This is a genomic window from Starkeya nomas, from assembly GCF_902703545.1.
Classification (GTDB): Bacteria; Pseudomonadota; Alphaproteobacteria; order Rhizobiales; family Xanthobacteraceae; genus Ancylobacter; species Ancylobacter moscoviensis.
Map to the genome: position 1 here is coordinate 2,281,708 of NZ_CACSAS010000001.1, position 21,814 is coordinate 2,303,521.

At 70.0% G+C, this 21,814-nt stretch carries 22 protein-coding genes; 13 read left to right on the top strand and 9 right to left on the bottom strand.

Features of this window, described 5'->3' with window-relative positions; translation table 11 throughout:
* Window positions 1-105: 105 nt before the first annotated feature.
* On the bottom strand, window positions 106-1,581 hold the full coding sequence (gatB, locus tag STARVERO_RS11120) for an Asp-tRNA(Asn)/Glu-tRNA(Gln) amidotransferase subunit GatB (RefSeq protein ID WP_422802139.1): 1,476 nt from the start codon (window positions 1,579-1,581) through the stop codon (window positions 106-108).
* Window positions 1,582-1,739: 158 nt separating this feature from the next.
* Between gatB and STARVERO_RS11125 the strand changes: the two genes are divergently transcribed.
* The gene (locus STARVERO_RS11125) at window positions 1,740-2,696 is read left to right on the top strand and encodes a threonine dehydratase (protein ID WP_159598892.1); all 957 of its coding nucleotides are present in this window, start codon (window positions 1,740-1,742) and stop codon (window positions 2,694-2,696) included.
* Window positions 2,697-2,760: 64 nt separating this feature from the next.
* Entirely contained in the window at window positions 2,761-3,087 is a 327-nt protein-coding gene (locus STARVERO_RS11130; protein ID WP_144343669.1) for a DUF6455 family protein, read from the top strand.
* 8 nt (window positions 3,088-3,095) lie between these two features.
* Here the strand turns inward: STARVERO_RS11130 and STARVERO_RS11135 are convergent, their stop codons facing one another.
* The 5 genes from STARVERO_RS11135 to STARVERO_RS11155 all read right to left on the bottom strand — a co-directional run bounded on the left by STARVERO_RS11135 (window position 3,096) and on the right by STARVERO_RS11155 (window position 5,895).
* On the bottom strand, window positions 3,096-3,389 hold the full coding sequence (locus tag STARVERO_RS11135) for a chorismate mutase (RefSeq protein ID WP_144343670.1): 294 nt from the start codon (window positions 3,387-3,389) through the stop codon (window positions 3,096-3,098).
* Between the two features lie 3 nt (window positions 3,390-3,392).
* Window positions 3,393-4,874 carry an Asp-tRNA(Asn)/Glu-tRNA(Gln) amidotransferase subunit GatA gene (gene gatA / locus STARVERO_RS11140; protein WP_159598893.1) on the bottom strand — a complete coding sequence of 494 codons (1,482 nt, stop codon included), beginning with the start codon at window positions 4,872-4,874 and terminating at the stop codon, window positions 3,393-3,395.
* A gap of 5 nt (window positions 4,875-4,879) precedes the next feature.
* On the bottom strand, window positions 4,880-5,167 hold the full coding sequence (gatC, locus tag STARVERO_RS11145; protein ID WP_144343672.1) for an Asp-tRNA(Asn)/Glu-tRNA(Gln) amidotransferase subunit GatC: 288 nt from the start codon (window positions 5,165-5,167) through the stop codon (window positions 4,880-4,882).
* A 111-nt stretch (window positions 5,168-5,278) separates the two neighbouring features.
* Window positions 5,279-5,566 (bottom strand): hypothetical protein, encoded by a 288-nt coding sequence (locus STARVERO_RS11150; protein ID WP_159598894.1) that lies wholly within the window; start codon window positions 5,564-5,566, stop codon window positions 5,279-5,281.
* A gap of 26 nt (window positions 5,567-5,592) precedes the next feature.
* A complete protein-coding gene (locus STARVERO_RS11155; RefSeq protein ID WP_159598895.1) occupies window positions 5,593-5,895 on the bottom strand; it encodes a hypothetical protein in 303 nt (100 codons plus the stop codon).
* A 123-nt stretch (window positions 5,896-6,018) separates the two neighbouring features.
* Here STARVERO_RS11155 and STARVERO_RS11160 point away from each other — a divergent pair, with 123 nt between their 5' ends.
* Window positions 6,019-6,933 (top strand): hypothetical protein, encoded by a 915-nt coding sequence (locus STARVERO_RS11160; protein WP_244616736.1) that lies wholly within the window; start codon window positions 6,019-6,021, stop codon window positions 6,931-6,933.
* A 10-nt stretch (window positions 6,934-6,943) separates the two neighbouring features.
* On the opposite strand, the gene STARVERO_RS11165 is transcribed toward STARVERO_RS11160, so the two are convergent.
* Complete coding sequence (locus STARVERO_RS11165; RefSeq protein WP_144343676.1) at window positions 6,944-7,648, bottom strand: metal-dependent hydrolase; 705 nt, start codon at window positions 7,646-7,648, stop codon at window positions 6,944-6,946.
* A gap of 144 nt (window positions 7,649-7,792) precedes the next feature.
* Here STARVERO_RS11165 and ruvX point away from each other — a divergent pair, with 144 nt between their 5' ends.
* From ruvX to dprA, 6 genes are all read left to right on the top strand, one after another.
* The gene (gene ruvX, locus STARVERO_RS11170; protein WP_159598896.1) at window positions 7,793-8,275 is read left to right on the top strand and encodes a Holliday junction resolvase RuvX; all 483 of its coding nucleotides are present in this window, start codon (window positions 7,793-7,795) and stop codon (window positions 8,273-8,275) included.
* A gap of 30 nt (window positions 8,276-8,305) precedes the next feature.
* Window positions 8,306-9,238: an AEC family transporter gene (locus STARVERO_RS11175; RefSeq protein WP_159598897.1), complete on the top strand. Its 933-nt coding sequence runs from the start codon at window positions 8,306-8,308 to the stop codon at window positions 9,236-9,238.
* An 82-nt stretch (window positions 9,239-9,320) separates the two neighbouring features.
* The gene (locus tag STARVERO_RS11180; protein ID WP_144343679.1) at window positions 9,321-10,286 is read left to right on the top strand and encodes an aspartate carbamoyltransferase catalytic subunit; all 966 of its coding nucleotides are present in this window, start codon (window positions 9,321-9,323) and stop codon (window positions 10,284-10,286) included.
* Window positions 10,279-11,577: a dihydroorotase gene (locus tag STARVERO_RS11185; RefSeq protein ID WP_144343680.1), complete on the top strand. Its 1,299-nt coding sequence runs from the start codon at window positions 10,279-10,281 to the stop codon at window positions 11,575-11,577. Before STARVERO_RS11180 ends, STARVERO_RS11185 begins: the two co-directional genes overlap by 8 nt.
* A gap of 63 nt (window positions 11,578-11,640) precedes the next feature.
* Window positions 11,641-12,246 (top strand): glycerol-3-phosphate 1-O-acyltransferase PlsY, encoded by a 606-nt coding sequence (plsY, locus tag STARVERO_RS11190; RefSeq protein WP_144343681.1) that lies wholly within the window; start codon window positions 11,641-11,643, stop codon window positions 12,244-12,246.
* A gap of 3 nt (window positions 12,247-12,249) precedes the next feature.
* A complete protein-coding gene (gene dprA / locus STARVERO_RS11195; protein ID WP_159598898.1) occupies window positions 12,250-13,365 on the top strand; it encodes a DNA-processing protein DprA in 1,116 nt (371 codons plus the stop codon).
* Between the two features lie 13 nt (window positions 13,366-13,378).
* Here the strand turns inward: dprA and STARVERO_RS11200 are convergent, their stop codons facing one another.
* Entirely contained in the window at window positions 13,379-13,699 is a 321-nt protein-coding gene (locus STARVERO_RS11200; RefSeq protein ID WP_159598899.1) for a hypothetical protein, read from the bottom strand.
* A 118-nt stretch (window positions 13,700-13,817) separates the two neighbouring features.
* On the opposite strand from STARVERO_RS11200, the gene topA reads away from it, so the two are divergent.
* Entirely contained in the window at window positions 13,818-16,475 is a 2,658-nt protein-coding gene (gene topA / locus STARVERO_RS11205; protein ID WP_159598900.1) for a type I DNA topoisomerase, read from the top strand.
* Window positions 16,476-16,521: 46 nt separating this feature from the next.
* Here the strand turns inward: topA and STARVERO_RS11210 are convergent, their stop codons facing one another.
* Window positions 16,522-18,000 (bottom strand): MDR family MFS transporter, encoded by a 1,479-nt coding sequence (locus STARVERO_RS11210; RefSeq protein ID WP_159598901.1) that lies wholly within the window; start codon window positions 17,998-18,000, stop codon window positions 16,522-16,524.
* A gap of 255 nt (window positions 18,001-18,255) precedes the next feature.
* Between STARVERO_RS11210 and rnr the strand changes: the two genes are divergently transcribed.
* The 3 genes from rnr to STARVERO_RS11225 are packed head-to-tail and all read left to right on the top strand — an operon-like array spanning window position 18,256 to window position 21,766.
* The gene (gene rnr, locus STARVERO_RS11215; protein WP_244616737.1) at window positions 18,256-20,496 is read left to right on the top strand and encodes a ribonuclease R; all 2,241 of its coding nucleotides are present in this window, start codon (window positions 18,256-18,258) and stop codon (window positions 20,494-20,496) included.
* A 47-nt stretch (window positions 20,497-20,543) separates the two neighbouring features.
* Window positions 20,544-20,987 carry a DUF983 domain-containing protein gene (locus tag STARVERO_RS11220; RefSeq protein WP_159598903.1) on the top strand — a complete coding sequence of 148 codons (444 nt, stop codon included), beginning with the start codon at window positions 20,544-20,546 and terminating at the stop codon, window positions 20,985-20,987.
* Window positions 20,988-21,013: 26 nt separating this feature from the next.
* Window positions 21,014-21,766, top strand: a complete 753-nt coding sequence (locus STARVERO_RS11225; RefSeq protein WP_244616738.1) for an NUDIX hydrolase — start codon at window positions 21,014-21,016, stop codon at window positions 21,764-21,766.
* Window positions 21,767-21,814 lie beyond the last annotated feature (48 nt).

Here is a 21,814-nt window from a genome sequence, read left to right on the forward strand (position 1 = left end):
TGACCCGGCCATCCACGATTTCCTACCCGGGCATAAAGACGTGGATACCCGGGTCAAGCCCGGGCATGACGACACTCTTATCGGCACTGGTGCGCCGAGCAACGCTCATATCCCGAGCTTGCCCTTCAGCAGGTCGTTCACCGCCTGCGGATTGGCCTTGCCGCCGGTCTGCTTCATCACCTGGCCGACGAACCAGCCGAGCATGGTCGGCTTGGCCTTCACCTGCTCCACCTTGTCGGGGTTGGCGGCGATGATGGCGTCGACAGCCGCCTCGATGGCGCCGGTGTCGGTCACCTGCTTCATGCCGCGCGCTTCCACGATCTCGCGCGGGTCGCCGCCTTCGGTGAAGACGATCTCGAACAGGTCCTTGGCGATCTTGCCGGAGATGGTGCCGTCGGCGATCAGGTCGACGATGGCGCCGATCTGCTGGGCGGAGACCGGCGAGGAGGCGATGTCCTTGCCTTCCTTGTTCAGCCGGCCGAACAGCTCGTTGATGACGAAGTTCGCCGCCGCCTTGGCGTCGCGCCCGGTGGCGCAGGCCTCGTAATAGTCGGCGGTGTCCTTCTCGGCGACCAGCACGTCGGCGTCGTAGGCGGACAGGCCATAGGTGGAGACGAAGCGCGCCTTCTTCTCGTCCGGCAGCTCCGGCAGATGCGCCGCGAGCTCGGTGACGAAGGCGTCGTCGAATTCGAGCGGCAAGAGGTCCGGGTCGGGGAAGTAGCGGTAGTCATGCGCCTCTTCCTTCGAGCGCATGGAGCGCGTCTCGCCCTTGTTCGGGTCGAACAGCCGCGTTTCCTGGTCGATGGTGCCGCCGTCCTCGATGATGCCGATCTGCCGGCGCGCCTCGGTCTCGATGGCCTGGCCGATGAAGCGGATGGAGTTGACGTTCTTGATCTCGCAGCGCGTGCCGAAATCGTCGCCCGGCTTGCGCACGGAGACGTTCACGTCGGCGCGCAGGTTGCCCTTCTCCATGTCGCCGTCGCAGGTGCCGAGATAGCGCAGGATGGTGCGCAGCTTGGTCACATAGGCCTTCGCCTCCTCCGACGAGCGCAGGTCCGGCCGGGAGACGATCTCCATCAGCGCCACGCCCGAGCGGTTGAGGTCGACCAGCGACTGGGTCGGGTGCAGGTCGTGGATCGACTTGCCCGCGTCCTGCTCCAGATGCAAGCGCTCGATGCCGACCTCGATCTGCCCGTCGGCGGTATCGACCAGCACCACGCCCTCGCCCACGATGGGGCTCTTGTACTGGCTGATCTGGTAGCCCTGCGGCAGGTCCGGGTAGAAGTAGTTCTTGCGGTCGAACACCGAGCGGTTGTTGATCTGCGCCTTCAGGCCCAGCCCGGTGCGCACCGCCTGCTTCACGCATTCCTCGTTGATAACCGGCAGCATGCCCGGCATCGCCGCGTCGACAAGCGAGACATGGCTGTTGGGCTCGCCGCCGAACTCGGTCGAGGCGCCGGAGAACAGCTTGGAGTTCGAGGTGACCTGGGCATGGATCTCCATGCCGATCACCACTTCCCAGTCGCCGGTGGCGCCCTTGATGAGCTTCTTCGGGTCGGCGGGGCGGGCATGCATGTTCATGGGCGGCGTATCTCGTCACAACGGATTTCGTCGACCGTTTCCCTACTCCCTGGCCCCCGATGCCGCAACCGGCTCGCGCCCATCGGACGCGCCGGTTTACCGCCCGGCCGCAATCGCCTATTGCTCGGCCCTCCTCTCCACCGGCCGAGTTCACCCGCATGTTCACGCTCGACAAGCTGGAAGACGCCCTCCGGCAGGTCCATGCCGTGTTTCCCGGCACCCACCAGTATGCCTGGCCGCTGCTGTCCGAGCGGGTCGGCGCGGAAGTCTGGGTGAAGCACGAGAACCAGACGCCGACCGGCTCCTTCAAGGTGCGCGGCGGGCTCATCCATCTGGCGCGGCTCGCCCGCGAGGGCGTGGCGGGCGCCGGCATCGTCTCCGCCACGCGGGGCAATCACGGCCAGTCCCTCGCCTTTGCCGGCCGCCGCGTCGGCATCCCCGTCACCATCGTCGTGCCGGAGGGCAACAGCGTCGAGAAGAACGCGGCCATGCGCGCGCTCGGCGCGCGGCTGGTCGAGCACGGCGCCGATTTCGACGCCGCCCGCCAGCACGCCATGCGGCTCGCCGCCGAGGAGGGTTTGCTCTTCGCGCCGTCCTTCCACCCCGATCTGGTGGTCGGCGTCGCGACCTGGGCGCTGGAGCTGTTTCGCACCGCGCCGCCGCTCGATGTCCTCTACGTGCCCATCGGCCTCGGATCGGGCATATGCGGCGCCATCCGCACCCGCGACCTGCTGGGGCTGGCGACCGAGATCGTCGGCGTGCAGAGCGCCCACGCGCCCGCCTATGCGCGCTCGCTGGAGGCCGGCCGTCCGGTGACGCTGGAAAGCGCGGACACCATGGCCGACGGCCTCGCCGTGCGTGTGCCCGACCCCGCCGCTCTGGAAATCATCCGCGAAGGCGTGTCGCGCATCGTCTCCGTTCCCGACCACGAGGTGGCGGAAGCGATCCGCGTCTACTGGACCGACACCCACAACCTCGCGGAAGGCGCCGGCGCCGCCGCGCTCGCGGCGCTGATGCGCGAGAAGGATCGCGCGGCCGGGCGGCGCGTCGGCGTGGTGCTGTCGGGCGGCAATATCGACCTGCCGGTGTTCAGCCGCTGGGTCGGGGCGGCTTGATCGAGATCAAGGTGCCCTGCTGACCTGTCCGCCACCTTGCTGCCTCAATCGAGGGAGGCAAGCGATGCGGGTGGACACCATCGACGAGCGGCTCCAGCTCTTCCGTCGCATGATTGAACATGCCGGGCTCGACCCCGACGATCTACAGACCGCCTCCGGCGAGGCCCTGCGCGCCGCCGCCCAGCGCTGCCTCGGCTGCCGCGCCGGAGAGGAATGCCGCTCCTGGCTCGACGACGTGCCGGACACACAGCCCCTGCCCGGCTTCTGCCGCAACGCCGGCCAGTTCCAGGACTGGGTCGAGCAGGAGATCGCCCGCGATCTCGCCGCGCTCAGCGAGCGCATCGACGCCGCCAGCCGCCTCACCGGCGCGTGCGGTTCCGCCGAGGACTGACGGCCCGCCTATCCGAGCCGCTCGTTCTCGTAATCGATCACCCATTCGATCAGCACGCGCCAGAGCTTCTCGGCCAGCTCCGGCGGCACGCCATGGGTTTCCGCGCGCACGCTCACCTTCTCGATCACGTCATCGACGCGCTCCGGCAGGAAGGCCGCGAGACCTTCCGTCCTCTTCACCGCGACGACGTGCTTCACGACCTCGAAGCGGCGCGCCAGCAGTTCGACCATCTGCGCATCGATGGCATCGATCTCGGCCCGGAAGGGCGCGAGGGAGCGCTCATTCTCGGGCAGCTGGCGCATCGCCTACTCCCACCAGCGTTCGGCGATCTCGAAGCGGCCGGCGGCCTCCTCGATCACCTGGGCGAGGGAGAACAGCCCCTCCTCGCCGAAGGGGCGGCCGATGAGCTGGAGCCCGAGCGGCAGGCCCTCGGAGGAGAGCCCCGCCGGCACCGCGATGCCCGGCAGGCCGGCCATGTTCAGCGTCACCGTGAACACGTCCTGCAGGTACATCTCGACCGGATCGCCGCTGGACTTCTCGCCGATGCCGAAGGCGGCCGAGGGCGTCGCCGGCGCCAGCACCGCGTCGATGCCCTCCGCGAAGGCGATCTCGAAATCGCGCTTGATCAGCGTGCGGACCTTCTGCGCCTTGAGGTAGTAGGCGTCGTAATAGCCGGCGGAGAGCACATAGGTGCCGATCATGATGCGCCGGCGCACCTCGTCGCCAAAGCCGGCGGCGCGGGTCTTCTCGTACATCTCGACGATGTCGCGGCCGGGCACGCGCTCGCCATAGCGCACGCCGTCATAGCGCGCGAGGTTCGACGAGGCCTCGGCCAGCGCGACGATGTAGTAGGCCGGCAGCGCGTATTTGGTGTGCGGCAGGCTGATCTCGACCACCTCGGCGCCGGCATCGCGCAGCATGTCCGCGCCCTTGTCCCAGAGGCGCGCGATCTCCGCCGACATGCCGTCGACACGGTATTCCCTGGGGATGCCGATCCGCTTGCCCTTCACCGAGGCGCCGACCGCCGCCTCGTAATCCGGCACGGGAAGGTTGGCGCTGGTGGAATCCTTCGGGTCGTGCCCGGCCATCGAGCGCAGCAGCAGCGCCGCGTCGTTCACCGAACGGGCGATGGGACCGGCCTGATCGAGCGAGGAGGCATAGGCGATGATGCCCCAGCGCGAGCAGCGCCCGTAGGTCGGCTTGATGCCGACCGTGCCGGTGAAGGCCGCCGGCTGGCGGATCGAGCCGCCGGTGTCGGTGCCGGCCGCCGCCGCGCAGATATGCGCCGCCACCGCCGCCGCAGAGCCGCCCGAGGACCCGCCCGGCACCAGTGGCTGAGCCGAGCCGTTGCGCCGCCACGGGTTCACCGCCGGGCCGAAGGCGCTCGATTCGTTGGACGAGCCCATGGCGAACTCGTCCTGGTTGAGCTTGCCGAGCAGCACCGCGCCGTCCCGCCAGAGCCGCGAGGTGACGGTCGACTCATAGGGCGGCACGAAGTTCTTGATAATGTTCGAGCACGCCGTGGTGCGCACGCCGTTGGTCGCGAACATGTCCTTGATGCCGAGCGGGATACCCTCCAGCGGCCCCGCCTCGCCCTTGGCGATGCGCTCGTCGCTGGCCTTGGCCATCTCCAGCGCCTTGTCGGGCGTGGCCAGCACATAGGCGTTGAGGTCGCCGGCCGGCGCGATGGCGTCGAGATAGGCCTGCGTCAGCTCGGTGGCGGTGAAATGGCCCTGCGCCAGCCCTTCGCGGGCGGCGGTGACGGTGAGGCGGGTGAGTTCGGTCATGGCGCTCACTCCACCACCTTGGGAACGGCGAAGAAGCCGTCCTCGGCCACCGGGGCGTTGGCGAGCACGCGCCGCGCATCGCCGCCGTCGTTCACGACGTCGGTGCGCAGGGGAAGCTGCATCGGAATGACGCTGGTCATCGGCTCGACGCCGGTGGTGTCCACTTCGCCGAGCTGCTCCACAAAGGCGAGGATGGCGTTGAGCTCGCCCTGGAGATGGGCCACCTCGTCCTCCGTCACGGCGATGCGCGAGAGATGCGCGACCCGCCGGACCGTCGCCTGATCGACCGACATCCGAAATCCCAATCAACTGAAACCGATGCGCGCCCTATAGCAGGCGGGCACCGGGCCCCGCAACGCGCGGCGCCCGGTATCGACGGTTTCGGATATCGGTCGAGGCGTCTTTCAGGAACGCGCCTGCTGGAGGCAGGCACCCGCCGCCTGGGCGTTCGTGCGGGCGTTGCCGCGGTCGATCTTGCCGGACATGACGAGGGACTTGGTGGTGTCGGTGACGACGCTGCGCAGGTCGCCGCCGGGGCCCGCGCCCATCACGGCGGCATAGATGGCCTTGCCGTCCGGCGAGAGCGCGGCGGCGCAGGCATCGCCTGCCGCCTTGTCGGCGAAGGCCGGCGCGCTGCCGAGAAGCGCCGCCAGAGCGATGGCGGCAACCGAAGCGGTGCGAAGACGGATCATGATATCCTCCAGCGTGGTGAAAGCGGTCAGCGCAATCCGGGACGGTTCACCGGCCCGCCGGCATTGACGCCCGGCCCCGGCCGGACGACGGCGCGCGCCGCCGGTGCTGCGACGGCGCCACCCGCCACGCAGCCGACCGGATAGCCCGGCCGCGTGCAGTAGACGACGGCGCGCGCAGCCGGCGCATAGGGCGTCGGACGCACGATGCATCCGGCCGGAATGCCCGGAGCCGTGCAGTAGACGACGGCCGCGCGGGCGTCGCCGCCGAAGGCCGAAAGCAGGGCGCTGCCGGCGACGACGGCGGCGAGTAGACCGGTGCGTGCGCACATGCGAGGACGAGAAGTCGTCATGCCGTTCCCTCGATCAGGCTTCCGCTTGGGAAAACGGCGCGCATGATGCTCGCCGCGCAGGGGGCGGCAATGTCGATTATTGGTCGCAATGGCGGGAGAGACATGTTTGCGAAGACCGCTCCGGCATGGAACCCGGACCTCACCGCCGCGCCTGAGAGCCCGCTGACGCCCGGCGAGCTGGAGGCGCGGGCGCGCCTGCGGGCTCGCCCGGATTTCCCGGAGATCGCCCGCCGCGCCGCCGTGAACCTCGGGCGCAGCTATCAGGGCAACGTCCTGCTCACGCGGCTGCTGAACGACCGCGCCCGCATCGCCCTCGCCCTGCTGATGCTCGACATGCATTTCGAGCCGGCCGAGGCGCCCGGCCTGACGGCGGGCCGGCTCAAGGCGGAAGCGGTCGCGCTCGGTCTGTGCAGTCCCGGCCGGGTCGGCGCGGTGCTGGCCGCCGCGCGGCTGCTCGGACTGGTCGCGCCTGCGCCGGACAAGGACGGCCGGCGCCGGCGTCTCGTCGCCACGCCGCGCCTGCTCGACATCCACAGGGAGCGCTGGCGCGTCCTGTTCGAAGCGATGCACCCCGCCCTGCCGGAGGGCGGGATCGGACTGTCGCGGCTGGACGACCCCGGCTTCGGCGCCGCTTACGTATCCGCCCTGCTCCGCCCATTCCGGGCGGGCTGGCGCATCGCACACGACATCCCCCGCGTCGACGTCTTCGCCGACCGCGACGGCGGCCTCATGATCGCGTTCGCCCTCTACGAGGCGACCCGCGCCGGCGAGACGCTGACCATCCTGCATCTGGCGCAGACCTACCGGGTCTCGCGCTCTCATGTCGGCGACATCCTGCGGAAGGCCGCCGAGGCCGGGCTGGTGCGCCGGGTCGAGGCGCCGGGCACCGGCAGCGCGGGATTCGTCGCGGAGCCGGCATTGGACGAGGCGATCGACACCTTCGTCGCCATCGCGCTGGTGCGTCAGGCCTTCGCCATCCGCGAGGCGGTCGCCGCCACCTCCGCCGGGCCGCGCTGAAGCGCGCCGCTCACGGGCGGCGCAGTTCCGTCGCCACGCCCTTCTCGGGAACGATCACCGTCGCCTCCTCGCCCACCAGCGAGACGAAACGGTCGGCCTTCGGCTCCAGCAGGCCGAACGAGCCGTAATGGGCGGGAATGATCGTCAGCCCGCCGAGATAGCGCGACACGGCCACCGCCGCCGTCTCCGGCCCCATGGTGAAGCGGTCGCCGATCGGCACGATGACCACGTCCGGCTTGTGGATCTCGGCGATCAGCGCCATGTCCGAGAAGATGTCGGTGTCGCCCATGTGCCAGACGGTCGGCTCGCCCGGCGCCTTGACGATCAGCCCGTTGGCATTGCCGAGATAGATGGTCGCGCCGTCGCGGACCATGCCCGAGGAATGGTCGGCCCGCACCATGCTCACGGTGAAACCGTCGAGATGGATGGTGCCGCCGGCGTTCATCATCTCCAGCTTGCCGACGCCCTGCGTGCCGAGCCAGCTCGCGAGGTCGGCGTTGGCGACCACCGTCGCCCCGCTCCTGCCCGCGATATCCACCGTGTCGCCGACGTGATCGCCATGGCCGTGGGTGAGCAGCACGTGGGTGACGCCCTCGGTCGCCTGCGCGGCCGAGCCGGTGAAGGCCGGGTTGCCGGTCAGGAACGGGTCAATGAGAACAACCTTGCCGGCGAATTCCAGCCGAAACGCCGCATGGCCAAACCAGGTGATCTTCATCGCCGCTCTCCATCTGTCCCGCGTGCCTGCCGGGTTGCCGCGGCAACATAATGCGCGACCCCGGGGACTCAAGCCCGTCCGGCGCGCCTGTCCCGCCACGCGGCCATGGCTTCCGGCCGGCCGCCGTGCTACGCGCAGGGCACCATGGTTGCCGCGATCCTCACCGTCACCGACGCCGCCCCTCTCCTGCCGCCGCGCGGCGGGCTGATCGGCCTCGATCTCGGCACCAAGACCATCGGCGTCGCCAGTTCCGACCCCGACCGCCGCATCGCGGCGGGCGTGGAAACCGTCGCCCGCAAGCAGTTCACGCCCGACGCCCAGCGCCTGCTCGCCCTCGCGGCGGCACGGGGAGCGGTCGGCTTCGTGCTCGGCCTTCCCGTGAACATGGACGGCAGCGAGGGCCCGCGCGCGCAGGCTTCGCGCGCCTTCGCCCGCAATCTGGCGAAGCTGACCGAGCTGCCGATCATCCTGTGGGACGAGCGCCTGTCCACGGCCGCCGTCGAGCGCGACATGATCGCCACCGACATGAGCCGCGCCCGGCGCGCCGAAGTGGTGGACCAGCAGGCCGCCGCCTTCATCCTGCAGGGCGCGCTGGACCGCCTGCGCTTCATCGCCGAGCACGGCTGATGGAGCGCGGTTGATGGAGCGCGGCTGACCATGGCGGCGGTGCTCGGCGCGCTGGTGCCGGTCTTCCTCGTGATCGCCCTCGGCGCCGTGCTGAAGCGCGGCCTGCTGCCGGAAGCCTCGCACTGGATCGCGCTGGAGCGGCTCACCTATTTCGTGCTGTTCCCGGCGCTGCTGGTGGTCAGCATCTCGCGCGCCGAGCTTGGCAACGTCGCCGTGGTCGAGGTCTCGGTCGCGCTGCTCGGCTCCATCGCCATCGTCGGGGCCCTGCTCAGCCTCGCGCGCAAGCCGGTCTGCCGCGCCTTTTCGCTGCCGGGGCCGGGCTACACCTCCGTCTTCCAGGGCGCGCTGCGCTGGAACACCTACATCGCGCTCGCCGTCTCCGGCTCGCTCGCCGGCCCGCGCGGCCTCGCCGTGGCGGCGGTCGGGCTGGCGGTGATGATCCCGGTGCTCAACGCGCTCAGCGTCATCGTGCTGGCGCGGCACGGCGAGAACGGCGGCGGCGGCAACCGCCTGCTGCTGCTCCAGCTCGTGCGCAATCCCTTCATCTGGTCCTGCGCCGCCGGCGCGGCGATCAACGCCACCGACCTGCCGATCCCGCCGGTCCTCGTCACCTTCGGCGATATTCTCGGCCGCGCCTCGCTGGCGCTGGGGCTGCTCGTCGTCGGGGCGGGCCTGCGCCTCGAGGATCTGCGCCGGCCACGCGCTGCCACGTGGTTCACCAGCCTGATCAAGCTCGCCATCCTGCCGGCGCTCGCCGTCGGCATCGGCCTTGCCCTCGGCCTGCGCGAGGTGGACCTGCTCATCGTCGCGGTCGGCGCGTCCGTGCCTTCCGCGCCCAACGGCTACGTGCTGGCGCGGCAGATGGGCGGCGACGCGCCGCTGCTGGCGGAAATCCTCACCGTACAGACCCTCCTCGCCGCCGTGACCATGCCGCTGGTCATCGCCGCCGTCGCCCATCTTTGAGCGCGTCGGGCCGCGAAAGTCTGGACAGCGCTCTTATATGCTTGCGGCGCGCGCCGGCTGCGTCTATCCAGCCGACTTCGATATGACATCGAACCCGACTGCCAGCTTCACCCTCCAGCGCCGGCACCTGCTTGGCATCGAGGGTCTGTCGCCCGACGAGATCGTCGGCCTTCTCGACCTCGCGGAAGAATTCGTCGTTCTCAACCGGCAGGTGGAGAAGAAGCGGACGACACTGCGCGGCCGTACCCAGATCAACCTGTTCTTCGAAGCCTCGACGCGCACGCAGTCGTCCTTCGAGATCGCCGGCAAGCGCCTCGGCGCCGACGTGATGAACATGTCGGTCAGCACCTCCTCGGTGAAGAAGGGCGAGACGCTCATCGACACCGCCGCGACGCTGAACGCCATGCACCCGGACGTGCTGATCGTGCGCCACAGCGCCTCCGGCGCCGCCGAGCTGCTCGCCCGCAAGGTGGACTGCTCGGTCGTCAACGCCGGCGACGGCGCGCACGAGCACCCGACGCAGGCGCTGCTCGACGCCCTGACCATCCGCCGCAACAAGGGCCGCATCCAGGGCCTGACTGTCGCCATCTGCGGCGACATCACCCATTCGCGCGTCGCCCGCTCCAACATCCTGCTGTTGCAGGCCCTCGGCGCGCAGGTGCGCGTCATCGCCCCGCCGACCCTGCTGCCCAAGGACATCGAGCGCTTCGGCGTCGAGGTTCACGGAGACATGCGCCGGGGTCTGGAAGACGTCGACATCGTGATGATGCTGCGCCTCCAGCGCGAGCGCATGAACGGCTCCTATGTGCCTTCGGTGAAAGAGTATTTCCATTTCTGGGGACTCGACGAGGCGAAGCTTCGCTACGCCCGGCCCGACGCGCTGGTCATGCATCCCGGCCCGATGAATCGCGGCGTCGAGATCGACTCGGCCGTCGCCGACGGTGCCCAGTCCCTCATCCGCGAGCAGGTCGAGATGGGCGTCGCCGTCCGCATGGCCGTTCTGGATGCCCTGTCGCGCACCCTGCCGGGGAATTCGTCCAATGCCTGATCCCCGTCCCATCCTGCTCGCCAAGGCGCGCATCCTCGACCCCTCGCGCGACCTCGACACCAAGGGCGACATCCTCGTCGCCGACGGCGTGATCAAGGACATCGCGCCCGACCTCACCGCCGCCGGCTTGCCGGCGGACACCGAGATCGTGGACTGCCGCGGCCTCGTCGCCGTGCCCGGCCTCGTCGACATGCGCGCCTTCGTGGGCGAGCCCGGCGCCGAGCACCGCGAGACGCTCGCCTCCGCCAGCCAGGCGGCGGCGGCGGGCGGCGTGACCACCATCATCTGCCAGCCCGACACCGACCCGGTGATCGACGATCCCGCCATCGTCGACTTCATCATGCGTCGGGCGCGCGACACCGCCATCGTCCATGTCCATCCCATGGCCGCCCTGACCAAGGGGCTGGAAGGCCGCGAGATGACCGAGATCGGCCTGCTCGGCGCGGCCGGCGCCGTCGCCTTCACCGACGGCACGCGCTCGGTTCCCTCCGCCCAGGTCCTGCGCCGCGCCCTCACCTACGGGCGCGACTTCGGCGCCCTGATCGTCCATCACACCGAAGACGCCAGCCTCGCCGGCGAAGGCGTGATGAACGAGGGCGAACTCGCCTCGCGGCTCGGCCTCGCCGGCATGCCGAAGGCGGCGGAGACTATCGTCTTCGAGCGCGACGTGCGCCTCGCGGCGATCACCGGCGGGCGCTACCACGCCGCCTCGCTGACCTGCGCCGAGTCGCTCGACGTGCTCCGTCGCGCCAAGGAAGCCGGGATCAACGTCACGGCGTCGGCCTCCATCAACCACCTCACGCTCAACGAGCGCGACGTCGTCGGCTACCGCACCTTCTTCAAGCTCACCCCGCCGCTGCGCAGCGAGGACGACCGCGTGGCGCTGGTCGAGGCGGTGGCCGAGGGGCTGATCGACGTCATCGTCTCCGACCACAATCCGCAGGACGTCGAAGTCAAGCGCCTGCCCTTCTCGGAGGCCGCCTTCGGCGCGGTCGGGCTGGAGACCATGCTGGCCGCCGGTCTGCGGCTGGTGACGGATGGCCGCCTCGATCTCATGACGCTGATCCGCGCCATGTCGACGCGCCCGGCCGAGCTTCTCGGCCTGCCGGCGGGGACGCTGCGCCCCGGACGACTCGCCGACATCGCGCTCATCTCTCTCGACGAGGCGTGGATCCTCGATCCCACTTCCCTCAAGTCGCGCTGCCGCAACACGCCCTTCGACGAGGCGCGCTTCGAGGGCCGCGTGGTGCGTACGCTGGTTGCCGGCCGCACGGTATATGAATACGTGTGAGCGGACGGGCCTTGCCGCGCCCGTCCCCTGTGCTTTCCGTCAAAAGCCTTTAAGGTCGTCCGCATGAGCCTGACCCTGCCCCCGCTGTCGAGCTATGTGGCGCTGCTGCTCGGCTACGCGCTCGGCTCGATTCCGTTCGGCCTTCTGCTCACGCGCTGGGCCGGCACCCAGGACCTCCGCAGCATCGGCTCTGGCAATATCGGCGCCACCAACGTCCTGCGCACCGGCCGCAAGGGCCTCGCCGCCGCGACGCTGCTCGGCGATGCGCTCAAGGGCACCGTGGCCGTGCTGCTGGCCGGCTGGCTGATCGGCGAGAACGGCCCTCTGCCGGCCGCCCTCGGCGCCTTCCTCGGCCATCTCTTCCCGGTCTGGCTGGGCTTCAAGGGCGGCAAGGGCGTCGCGACCTTCCTCGGCGTGACGCTCGCCCTCGTCTGGCAGGCGGCGCTGGTGTTCGCGGCGGCGTGGCTCACCGTCGCCTTCGTCACCCGCTATTCCTCGCTCGCGGCGCTGGTGGCGAGCGTGCTCACCGTGCTCGCCGCCTTCGTGCTCGCCTCCCCGCAGACCTGCCTGCTGCTGACGATCCTCACCGCGCTGCTCTGGGTCATGCACCGCGCCAACATCCGCCGTCTCGTCGACGGGACGGAAGGCCGGATCGGCAAGAAGGGATAGGCCTTGAGCGGGCGCGGCGTTCACCTCGATCCGGGACAACGTCGCGACTGGCTCCGCCTGATCCGCTCGGAGAATGTCGGCCCCCGCGCCTTCCGCAGCCTGATCAACCGTTTCGGCGGCGCGCGCGCGGCGCTGGAAGCCCTGCCCGCCCTCGCCCGTCGTGGCGGGCGGCTCATTCCCCCGCACATTCCCTCCATCGCCGAGGCGGAAGCGGAGATGGAGGCGCTGGCACGGCTCGGCGGGCGCTTCGTCGCCCTGGGCGAGCCGGAATATCCCGCGCTGCTGCGCGAGATCGACGACCCGCCGCCGCTGCTGGCGGTGCGGGGACGCAGCGACGTCCTTCTGCAGCCCACCGTCGCCATCGTCGGCTCGCGGAATGCCTCCGGCGCCGGCCGGACCATGACCCTGCGCCTCGCCCGGGGCCTGGGCGCAGCGGGATGGGTCGTCGCCTCCGGCCTTGCCCGCGGGATCGACGCCGCCGCCCATGAGGCGAGCCTTTCCACCGGCACGATCGCGGTGATCGCCGGCGGCCACGACCGGCCCTATCCGCGCGAGAACGAGCCGCTGCTGGAACGCATCGCCTCCGAGGGCGCCGTCCTCTCGGAGATGCCGATGGGCTGGGAGCCCCGCGCCCGCGACTTTCCCCGCCGAAACCGCATCGTGTCCGGCCTGTCGCTCGGCGTGGTGGTGGTCGAGGCGGCGGAGCGCTCCGGTTCGCTGATCACCGCCCGCCTCGCCGCTGAGCAGGGACGCGAGGTCTTCGCCGTGCCCGGCTCGCCGCTCGACCCGCGGGCGGGCGGCACCAACGCGCTGATCAAGCAGGGTGCCGCGCTCGTCACCGGCACGGAGGACGTGCTGGAGGTCCTGGCATCGCTGCGGGACCGGCCGTCGCGCCTCGACATGGAGGAAGCCGCCGACGAGGGGATGGACGCCCCGGAGCCGAGCGAGGATGCGCGCGGGCGGGTGCTGGGGCTGCTCGGCCCGGTGCCGATGCCCGTCGACGACATCGTCGTGCTCTCGGGCGCCGGCGTCGCCGAGGTGCAGGTGCTGCTGCTGGAACTGGAACTGGCCGGACGGCTGGAGCGGCACGTCAACGGCACGGTCTCGCTGGGCTTCTAGTCCCGGGACGGCCCTAGGACGGGCGCCGCTTCTTCTCTTCGAGCGCGATCGCCTGGGCCTCGTCGCGCGCCATTTCCAGAAGATACTTCAGGACCTCCATGCCGGCGCCTTCCGCCAGAGCCGCCAGCTCACGGGTGATCGTGGCGATATAGGCGGCGGCATCGCGCTCGTTGATCGGATCGCGATTCCTGTCGGTTGCGGAAGACCTGTTCATCGCGGAAAGCGTCACCGGGATATGAGGGGAAGTCGACGGAAAACTACCATCGCGTGCATCAACTGGATATATACTCGCAAAACGAGCAAACAGGAACTGATGCCGCCCCTGGTCAGCCAAAAAGCCACGCAACCTCCCTCACGCAGCCCCCTACCTCCCGTTGCCATTTGACAGGCCGGGGCGGCTACCCCATTTTCCCGGCCTCCTGGGGCTATACCAATCAACGGACAAGGCGGGCATGCAGGTCGTCATCGTCGAATCGCCTGCCAAGGCGAAGACGATCAACAAATATCTCGGGCCGGGCTACGAGGTCATCGCCTCGTACGGTCACGTGCGCGATCTTCCTGCCAAGGACGGCTCTGTCGATCCCGAGCACGACTTCCGCATGCTGTGGGATGTCGATCCCAAGGCGCAGAAGCGCCTGTCCGACATCGCCCGCGCGGTGAAGGAGGCGGACGGCCTCATCCTCGCCACCGACCCGGATCGCGAAGGCGAGGCGATCTCCTGGCACGTGCTGGAGATCCTGAAGGAAAAGCGCGCACTCAAGGACCAGCCGATCTCCCGCGTGGTGTTCAACGCCATCACCAAGCAGGCGGTGCTGGATGCGATGAAGCATCCGCGCACCATCGACGCGGCGCTGGTCGACGCCTATCTGGCCCGCCGCGCGCTCGACTATCTCGTCGGCTTCACCCTGTCGCCGGTGCTGTGGCGCAAGCTGCCGGGCGCCCGCTCGGCCGGCCGCGTGCAGTCCGTGGCGCTGCGCCTCGTCTGCGACCGCGAGCGCGAGATCGAAACCTTCGTCAAGCGCGAGTACTGGTCGATCGCCGCCACGCTGGCGACGCCGCGTCAGGAGACCTTCGAGGCCCGCCTCGTCGGCGCCGACGGCAAGAAGATCACCCGCCTCGACGTCGGCAGCGAGGCCGAGGCGACGGATTTCCGCAAGGCGCTGGAAGCGGCCGATTTCAAGGTTCGCTCGGTCGAGGCCAAGCCCGCCAGGCGCCACCCCTACCCGCCCTTCACCACCTCGACGCTGCAGCAGGAAGCCAGCCGCAAGCTCGGCCTCGCGCCGGCCGTGACCATGCGCATCGCCCAGCGCCTCTATGAGGGCGTCGACGTCGGCGGCGAGACGGCCGGCCTCATCACCTATATGCGTACCGACGGCGTTGACATGGCGCCGGAGGCGGTGGCCCAGGCGCGTTCCGTCATCGGCCGCGACTATGGCGACCGCTACGTTCCGTCGGCCCCGCGCAAGTACACCGCCAAGGCGAAGAACGCGCAGGAGGCGCATGAGGCGATCCGCCCGACCGACCTCTCGCGCCGGCCGAAGGACGTCGCCCGGCATCTCGAACCCGAGCAGGCGAAGCTCTACGAGCTGATCTGGCTGCGCACCGTCGCCAGCCAGATGGAATCGGCCGAGCTGGAACGCACCACCGTCGACATCGACGCGCAGGTTGGCGGCACGTCGGCCGGCGCCCGCGCGCTGGAACTGCGCGCCACCGGCACCGTGGTGAAGTTCGACGGCTTCCTCACCCTCTATCGCGAAGGCCGCGACGACGAGGAGGAAGACGAGGAGAACCGCCGCCTGCCGTCCATGTCCTCCGGCGAAAGCCTCGCCAGCAAGGGCATCAAGGCCGACCAGCACTTCACCGAGCCGCCGCCCCGCTATTCGGAAGCCTCGCTCGTCAAGCGCATGGAAGAGCTCGGCATCGGCCGGCCCTCGACCTACGCCTCCGTGCTGGCGGTGCTGCGCGACCGCGAATATGTGAAGCTCGACAAGCGCCGCCTCGTTCCCGAGGACAAGGGCCGCCTCGTCACCGCCTTCCTCGAGAGCTTCTTCGACCGCTATGTCGAATACGACTTCACGGCCGATCTCGAGGAGAAGCTGGACCTCATCTCCAACGGCGAGTTGCAGTGGAAGGACGTGCTGCGCGACTTCTGGCGCGACTTCACCGCCGCCGTGGGCGAAACCAAGGAACTGCGCGTCTCCGACGTCATCGCCGCGCTCGACGGGATGCTGACGGCGCACATCTTCCCGCCCAAGGAAGACGGCAGCGATCCGCGCCTCTGCCCGAACTGCGGCACCGGCCGGCTGTCGCTCAAGGTCGGCAAGTTCGGCGCCTTCATCGGCTGCTCGAACTATCCCGAGTGCAAGTACACCCGCCCGCTGGCGGCGCAGAACGGCGATTCCGACAACCCGGCGGAGGCGAACGGTACCCGCGTGCTCGGCACCGACCCGGCAACCGGGCTCGAGGTCACCGTGCGTGACGGGCGCTTCGGCGCCTATCTGCAGCTTGGCGAGGCGAAGGATGGCGAGAAGCCGAAGCGCTCCAGCCTACCCAAGGGCCTCGCGCCGGCGGATGTGGACCTGGAGACGGCGCTCGCCCTGCTGTCCCTGCCGCGCGAGATCGGCCGGCACCCGGATTCCGGGGAGCCGATCCTCGCCGGCATCGGCCGCTTCGGCCCCTATGTCCAGCTCGGCAAGACCTACGCCAATCTGGAGCCTGGCGACGACGTGCTCTCCATCGGCATCAACCGGGCTGTGGCACTGATCGCCGACAAGCAGAACAAGGGCCCCGGCCGGGGCCGCGGCGCCGTCGGCGGGCGCGAGCTCGGCGAGCACCCGACCCTCGGCGGGCAGGTGACCGTGCGTCCGGGCCGCTTCGGCGCCTATGTGAACCACGGCAAGGTCAACGCCACGCTGCCGAAATCGGTGGCGCCGGAAACGGTGACGCTGGAGCAGGCGGTCGAGTTGATCACCGCCAAGGCCGGCTCGGCTCCCGCCAAGCCGGCGCGCCGTGCCGCGTCCAAGACAACATCCAAGTCTGCGGACAAGCCCGCCGCCAAGAAGACGACCAAGGCGGCGCCGAAGAAGGCTGCGGCAAAGAAGAGCGGCTGAGCCGGCACAAACCGGCCCTCGTCGTCCCGGCTTTCCGCCGTCGCCCCTATTCCGGCAGGGGCGCCGGCGCGTGGCCGGAGCGCAGCGGGCGCTCCTCCATCGCGATCATCGCGACCAGCGACACCGCCAGCGACGCCGCCGCCGCGACGAACACCCAGCGGAAGGCGTCCGCCAGCGGCGCCACCTGCGCGCGTCCTTCCAGCAGCCGTTCGAGCAGCGCGCTGGCCTCGATGCCGGACATGCCGATGACGATGGCGCCGAAGCCGGCGGTGAGCACCGCGCCGCCGAGCGAGCGGAACAGGTTCACCACGCCGGTCGCCGTGCCCATCTGCGGCAGCGGCACGGCGTTCTGGATCGCCACGGTGGAAACCGGCAGCACGGTGCCGAGCCCGATCCCCGTCACGCCCATCGCGAGGCCGACGACGAGTACCGGCAGGCCCAGCGGCCAGAAGGCCAGCACGCCGAGCGCCGCCATGCTGGCGACGAGGCCGACAAGCGGCAGCCGCTTGTAGTGCGTCACGCTGCCCATCACCTTGCCCGCGCCCGTCGCACCCACCACCACGCCGGCCATCAGGGGAATGAGCGCCACGCCGGATTCGGAGGCGGTCAGCCCCATCACCCCTTCGAGATAAAGCGGCATCTGGATCGACAGGCCGACCAGCGTTCCCATGGCGAAGGCCGCCGCCGGCACGCCGGTGCGCACCACCTGGTTCGCCAGGATCGAGACCGGCATGAGCGGCTCGCTCGCCGTCGCAACCCTGAGCCCGAAGCCGACCCACAGCAGGACGGAGAGCGTCAGCAGGCCGAGAATGGGCAGCGACAGCCAGCGGAAATGCGTGCCGCCCCAGCTCAGCGCCAGCAGCAACGCGACGGTGGCTGCGCACATCAGAGCCGCACCGAGAATGTCCAGCCGGTGCGGATGATGATGCGCCGGCAGGCGGCGCAGCGCCCGGTAGCTCATCGCCGCCGCGACGAGGCCAAGCGGCACGTTGATCCAGAAGATCAGCGACCAGTGCAGATGCTCGGCGAAAAAGCCGCCGAGGATCGGCCCGGCGATGCTCGACGTGATGAACACGATGGCGAAATAGCCCTGGTAGCGCCCGCGCTCGCGCGGCGCGATCAGCAGGCCGATGATGGTCTGCGCCAGCGCGATCAGCCCGCCGCCGCCCACCCCCTGCACCGCCCGCCCGATGATCAGCCAATTCATGCCCGGCGCCAGCGCGCAGAGCACCGAGCCGACGAGAAACAGAGCGATGGCGCCCATCAGCACCGGCCGCGGCCCGTGAATATCCGCCAGCTTGCCGACCAGCGGCGTCACCGCCGTGCCGGTGAGCAGATACGCCGTCACCACCCAGGACAGGCCCTCGAGGTCGCCGAACTGCGCGCCGATGGTCGGGAGCGCGGTGGCGATGATCGTCTGGTCCAGCGCGCTGAGGAACATCGCGACCATGACGCCGGTGACGATGACGCGAATCTCGGCATGGGCAAGCGGGGCGTGAGCCGCCTCCGGCGAACGGGCATCCATAGGGCAGTTTCCATCATCGGCGTTGTGACCCGCCGGAAGGCCGGCAAATTCGGCGCATCCGCTGTGAATTGCAAGCGACGGGCGCCGCCTCACGCATGGTCATGTTGCCTGTCCGGTCGACGCCGCGCCCCGATCCCGGTAGCGTCGGTGCGGCCATCCCAGAAACGGTGAATCGTGCGCAAACCAACAAAACCGAAGTCCCGGCGGCCCGTCCGTCCCGCGTTGCCGAAGGGCCTGCCCACTCGCGATGAATTGATGGCGTTCATCGCCTCGCATGGCGGCGATGTGGGCAAGCGGGAGATTTCGCGCGCCTTCGGGCTCGACGGCAGCGACCGCATCGCGCTGAAATCCATGCTGCGCGAGCTGACCGACGAGGGACTCATCGGCAGCAAGCGCAGGAAGCTGCACGTCCCCGGCGCCCTGCCCGCCGTCGTCATGGCCGAGGTGACCGAGCGCGACGAGGACGGCGAGTTGATCGCCACGCCCATCGACTGGGACGAGGAGGAGCATGGCGCGGCCCCGCGCATCCTGGTGCGCCTCGCCCGCCGGGGCCGTGTCGCCGGCCCGGCTCCGACCATCGGCGACCGCGTGCTGCTGAAGACCGAGGAGATACCGGAGGCCGACGGCCACGTCCGCCACAATGGCCGCGTGCTGAAGCTGATCGAGAAGGCCCGCGCCCTCACGCTCGGCATCTTCCGCCGCGATGCGCAGGGCGGCGGGCGGCTGGTGCCCATCGACAAGCGCAATATGGGCCGCGAATTCGCCATCCCGCCGGACTTCGCCGGGGAGGCGCAGGAGGGCGATCTGGTCTCGGTGGAGATCGTCCGCCACCACGCCTATGGCCTGCCCACCGCCAAGGTGAAGGAGCGACTCGGCTCGATCTCGACCGAGAAGGCGATCAGCCTCATCGCCATCCACGCCCACGGCATCCCCAGCGTCTTCCGCCGCGAGGCACTGGCCGAGGCCGAGGAGGCGAAGGCCGCCACCCTCGCCGGCCGCGAGGATTGGCGCGACCTGCCGCTCGTCACCATCGACCCGCCCGACGCCAAGGACCATGACGACGCGGTGCACGCGACGCCGGACCTCGACCCGGACAATGAGGGCGGCTTCATCCTCACCGTCGCCATCGCCGATGTCGCGGCCTATGTCCGGCCGGGCAGCGGGCTCGACCGCGAGGCGCTGGCGCGCGGCAACTCGGTCTATTTCCCCGACCGCGTGGTGCCGATGCTGCCCGAGCGCATCTCCAACGACCTGTGCTCGCTGCGCCCGCTGGAGGACCGCCCGGCGCTGGCGGTGCGCATGGTGGTCGGCGCCAACGGCCGCAAGAAGCGCCACAGCTTCCACCGCATCATGATGCGCTCGGCGGCGAAGCTCGCCTATGCGCAGGCGCAGGCCGCCATCGACGGGCGGGCGGACGGGACGACCGACCCGCTGCTGGAGGGCGTGCTGCGCCCGCTCTGGGCCGCCTATGGCGCGGTGAAGAAGGCGCGCGACGCCCGCGCCCCGCTCGAACTCGACCTGCCCGAGCGCAAGATCCTGCTGAAGCCCGACGGCACGGTCGACAAGGTGATCGTCCCCGAGCGGCTCGACGCGCACAAATTGATCGAGGAGTTCATGATCCTCGCCAATGTCGCGGCGGCCGAGACTCTGGAGGAGAAGCGCGTGCCGCTGGTCTACCGCGTGCACGACCAGCCCTCGCTGGAGAAGATGTCGGGCCTGCGCGAATTCCTGCAAACGCTCGACATCAAGCTGCCGAAGACCGAGACGGTGCGTCCGGCGCAGTTCAACGACATCCTCGCCCGCGTCGACGGTTCCGAGCTGGCGCCGCTGGTCAATCAGGTGATCCTGCGCAGCCAGGCGCAGGCCGAGTACGCGCAGGAGAATTACGGCCATTTCGGCCTGCACCTGCGCCGCTACGCCCATTTCACCTCGCCGATCCGCCGCTACGCCGACCTCATCGTGCATCGCGGGCTCATCCGGGCGCTCGATTTCGGCCGCGACGGCCTGCCCGAGAACGTGACGCCCGAGCAGCTCTCGGAGATCGCCGCCCGCATCTCGGCCAGCGAGCGCCGCGCCATGGCGGCGGAGCGCGAGACCATCGACCGGCTGATCGCCCACCACATGGCCGAGCAGATCGGCGCCACCTTCAAGGCCCGCATCTCCGGCGTCACCAAGGCCGGGCTGTTCGTCGCCCTCGACGACACCGGCGCGGATGGCTTCATCCCCGCCGTCACCCTCGGCATGGACTATTATCGCTACGACGAGGCCCGCCACGCGCTGATCGGCGACCAGACCGGCGAGATGCACCGGCTCGGCGACCGCGTCGAAGTGAAGCTCGTGGAAGCCGCTCCGGTGGCTGGCGCGCTGCGATTCGAGCTTATATCTGAAGGGCAGTATGTGGCGGGCGACAAGCGTCGCTTCCGCGGCGGGAGTCGCGGCCGCTACCGGCGGCCCGACGAGCGGCCGCGTCCCGGCCCGCGCGGCAAGCGCCGCTAGGCCGCAAACGTCGAGAAGGCGCCACGGGCGTCAGGAGGCGCTATCCGATGGAAACCCAGCCCGCGCGGCCGATCGGCCCGGCCATCAGCAACGGCTTCCGCATGCGCTGCCCCGCCTGCGGCAAGGGCGCGCTGTTCTCCTCCTATCTCAAGGTGAACGAGCACTGCCCCTCCTGCGGCGAGGAGCTCTGGCATCACCGTGCCGACGACGCCCCGCCCTACATGGTCATCACCATCGTCGGCCATATCGTCGTGCCGCTGCTGCTCACGGTGGAGATGGCGATGCATCCGGCGCTGTGGATCCACCTGTCCATCTGGCTGCCGCTGACGCTCATCCTCTCCATCGTCCTGCTGCCGCCGGTGAAGGGCGCGCTCATCGGCTTCCAATGGGCCATGCGGATGCACGGCTTCGACCCGACCGACCCGGAACGCGATCCCCTGCCCCCGAGCCGGCGCGAGGAGCCGGCGCCGGTCGGCCGTCCCGTGGGCTGATGGCCTGACCCGCATGGCTGATCTGCATGGCTGACCTGATGGACACCGCCGACGTTTCCGGCCGCTTCGCGCTCCAGGGGCACGACACGGCCCATCCGCTCATCCGTCCCGTGGACGCCGCGTCGCTGATCCTCGTCGACCGTTCGACTCGCGCGCCGCGCCTGCTGTTCGGCCGACGCAACCCCTCGCTGCGCTTCATGCCCGGCAAGTTCGTCTTCCCCGGCGGGCGCGTCGACGCGGGCGACCGCCACGTGCCGGTCTACGGCATGCTGGACGCGGAGAGCGAGCGGCGCCTGTCCGCCCGCGTGTCCCGCCCGAGCGCCGCCCGCGCACGGGCGCTGGCACTCGCCGCCATCCGCGAGACCTTCGAGGAAGCCGGCCTCATCATCGGCACGCGCGAGGCCGGAGCGCCGGAACGCCTGCCCGCCGGATGGGACGGCTTCGTCGACGCCGGCGTGTTCCCGAACCTCGAAGCCCTCACCTTCGTCGCCCGCGCCATCACCCCGCCGCGCCTCGCCCGCCGCTTCGACACCCGCTTCTTCATGGCCGATGCCGGCGACGTCGCCCATCGCATCGAGGGCGTGGTCGGACCGGAGGCGGAGATCGTGGAGACCGCCTGGCTCACCATTGCCGAGGCGCGCAAGGCCGAGCTGCCGGAAATCACCCTCGCCATCGTCGACGAGGTCGAAGCCCGGCTGAAGGGCGGAAACCGGCCCTGGCAGCCGGTGCCGTTCTATTTCACCCGGCGCGGACGGGTCTATCGCGAAGCCTTGAGCTGAAAGGCGCGGACGGGGATCCACAAATCCCCGGCATGCCGGCATTTCCAA

Excerpts from the sequence above, each read along its gene's own strand:
- STARVERO_RS11220 (WP_159598903.1), top strand. The coding sequence starts at position 20,544 with ATGGAAACCCAGCCCGCGCGGCCGATCGGCCCGGCCATCAGCAACGGC.
- STARVERO_RS11180 (WP_144343679.1), top strand. The coding sequence starts at position 9,321 with ATGACATCGAACCCGACTGCCAGCTTCACCCTCCAGCGCCGGCACCTG.
- STARVERO_RS11175 (WP_159598897.1), top strand. The coding sequence starts at position 8,306 with ATGGCGGCGGTGCTCGGCGCGCTGGTGCCGGTCTTCCTCGTGATCGCC.
- STARVERO_RS11210 (WP_159598901.1), bottom strand. The coding sequence starts at position 18,000 with ATGGATGCCCGTTCGCCGGAGGCGGCTCACGCCCCGCTTGCCCATGCC.
- gatA (WP_159598893.1), bottom strand. The coding sequence starts at position 4,874 with ATGACCGAACTCACCCGCCTCACCGTCACCGCCGCCCGCGAAGGGCTG.
- STARVERO_RS11155 (WP_159598895.1), bottom strand. The coding sequence starts at position 5,895 with ATGTGCGCACGCACCGGTCTACTCGCCGCCGTCGTCGCCGGCAGCGCC.
- STARVERO_RS11165 (WP_144343676.1), bottom strand. The coding sequence starts at position 7,648 with ATGAAGATCACCTGGTTTGGCCATGCGGCGTTTCGGCTGGAATTCGCC.
- STARVERO_RS11150 (WP_159598894.1), bottom strand. The coding sequence starts at position 5,566 with ATGATCCGTCTTCGCACCGCTTCGGTTGCCGCCATCGCTCTGGCGGCG.
- rnr (WP_244616737.1), top strand. The coding sequence starts at position 18,256 with ATGGCGTTCATCGCCTCGCATGGCGGCGATGTGGGCAAGCGGGAGATT.
- STARVERO_RS11185 (WP_144343680.1), top strand. The coding sequence starts at position 10,279 with ATGCCTGATCCCCGTCCCATCCTGCTCGCCAAGGCGCGCATCCTCGAC.
- gatB (WP_422802139.1), bottom strand. The coding sequence starts at position 1,581 with ATGAACATGCATGCCCGCCCCGCCGACCCGAAGAAGCTCATCAAGGGC.
- STARVERO_RS11125 (WP_159598892.1), top strand. The coding sequence starts at position 1,740 with ATGTTCACGCTCGACAAGCTGGAAGACGCCCTCCGGCAGGTCCATGCC.
- STARVERO_RS11160 (WP_244616736.1), top strand. The coding sequence starts at position 6,019 with ATGTTTGCGAAGACCGCTCCGGCATGGAACCCGGACCTCACCGCCGCG.
- STARVERO_RS11225 (WP_244616738.1), top strand. The coding sequence starts at position 21,014 with ATGGCTGACCTGATGGACACCGCCGACGTTTCCGGCCGCTTCGCGCTC.
- ruvX (WP_159598896.1), top strand. The coding sequence starts at position 7,793 with ATGGTTGCCGCGATCCTCACCGTCACCGACGCCGCCCCTCTCCTGCCG.
- STARVERO_RS11130 (WP_144343669.1), top strand. The coding sequence starts at position 2,761 with ATGCGGGTGGACACCATCGACGAGCGGCTCCAGCTCTTCCGTCGCATG.
- STARVERO_RS11135 (WP_144343670.1), bottom strand. The coding sequence starts at position 3,389 with ATGCGCCAGCTGCCCGAGAATGAGCGCTCCCTCGCGCCCTTCCGGGCC.
- topA (WP_159598900.1), top strand. The coding sequence starts at position 13,818 with ATGCAGGTCGTCATCGTCGAATCGCCTGCCAAGGCGAAGACGATCAAC.
- gatC (WP_144343672.1), bottom strand. The coding sequence starts at position 5,167 with ATGTCGGTCGATCAGGCGACGGTCCGGCGGGTCGCGCATCTCTCGCGC.
- plsY (WP_144343681.1), top strand. The coding sequence starts at position 11,641 with ATGAGCCTGACCCTGCCCCCGCTGTCGAGCTATGTGGCGCTGCTGCTC.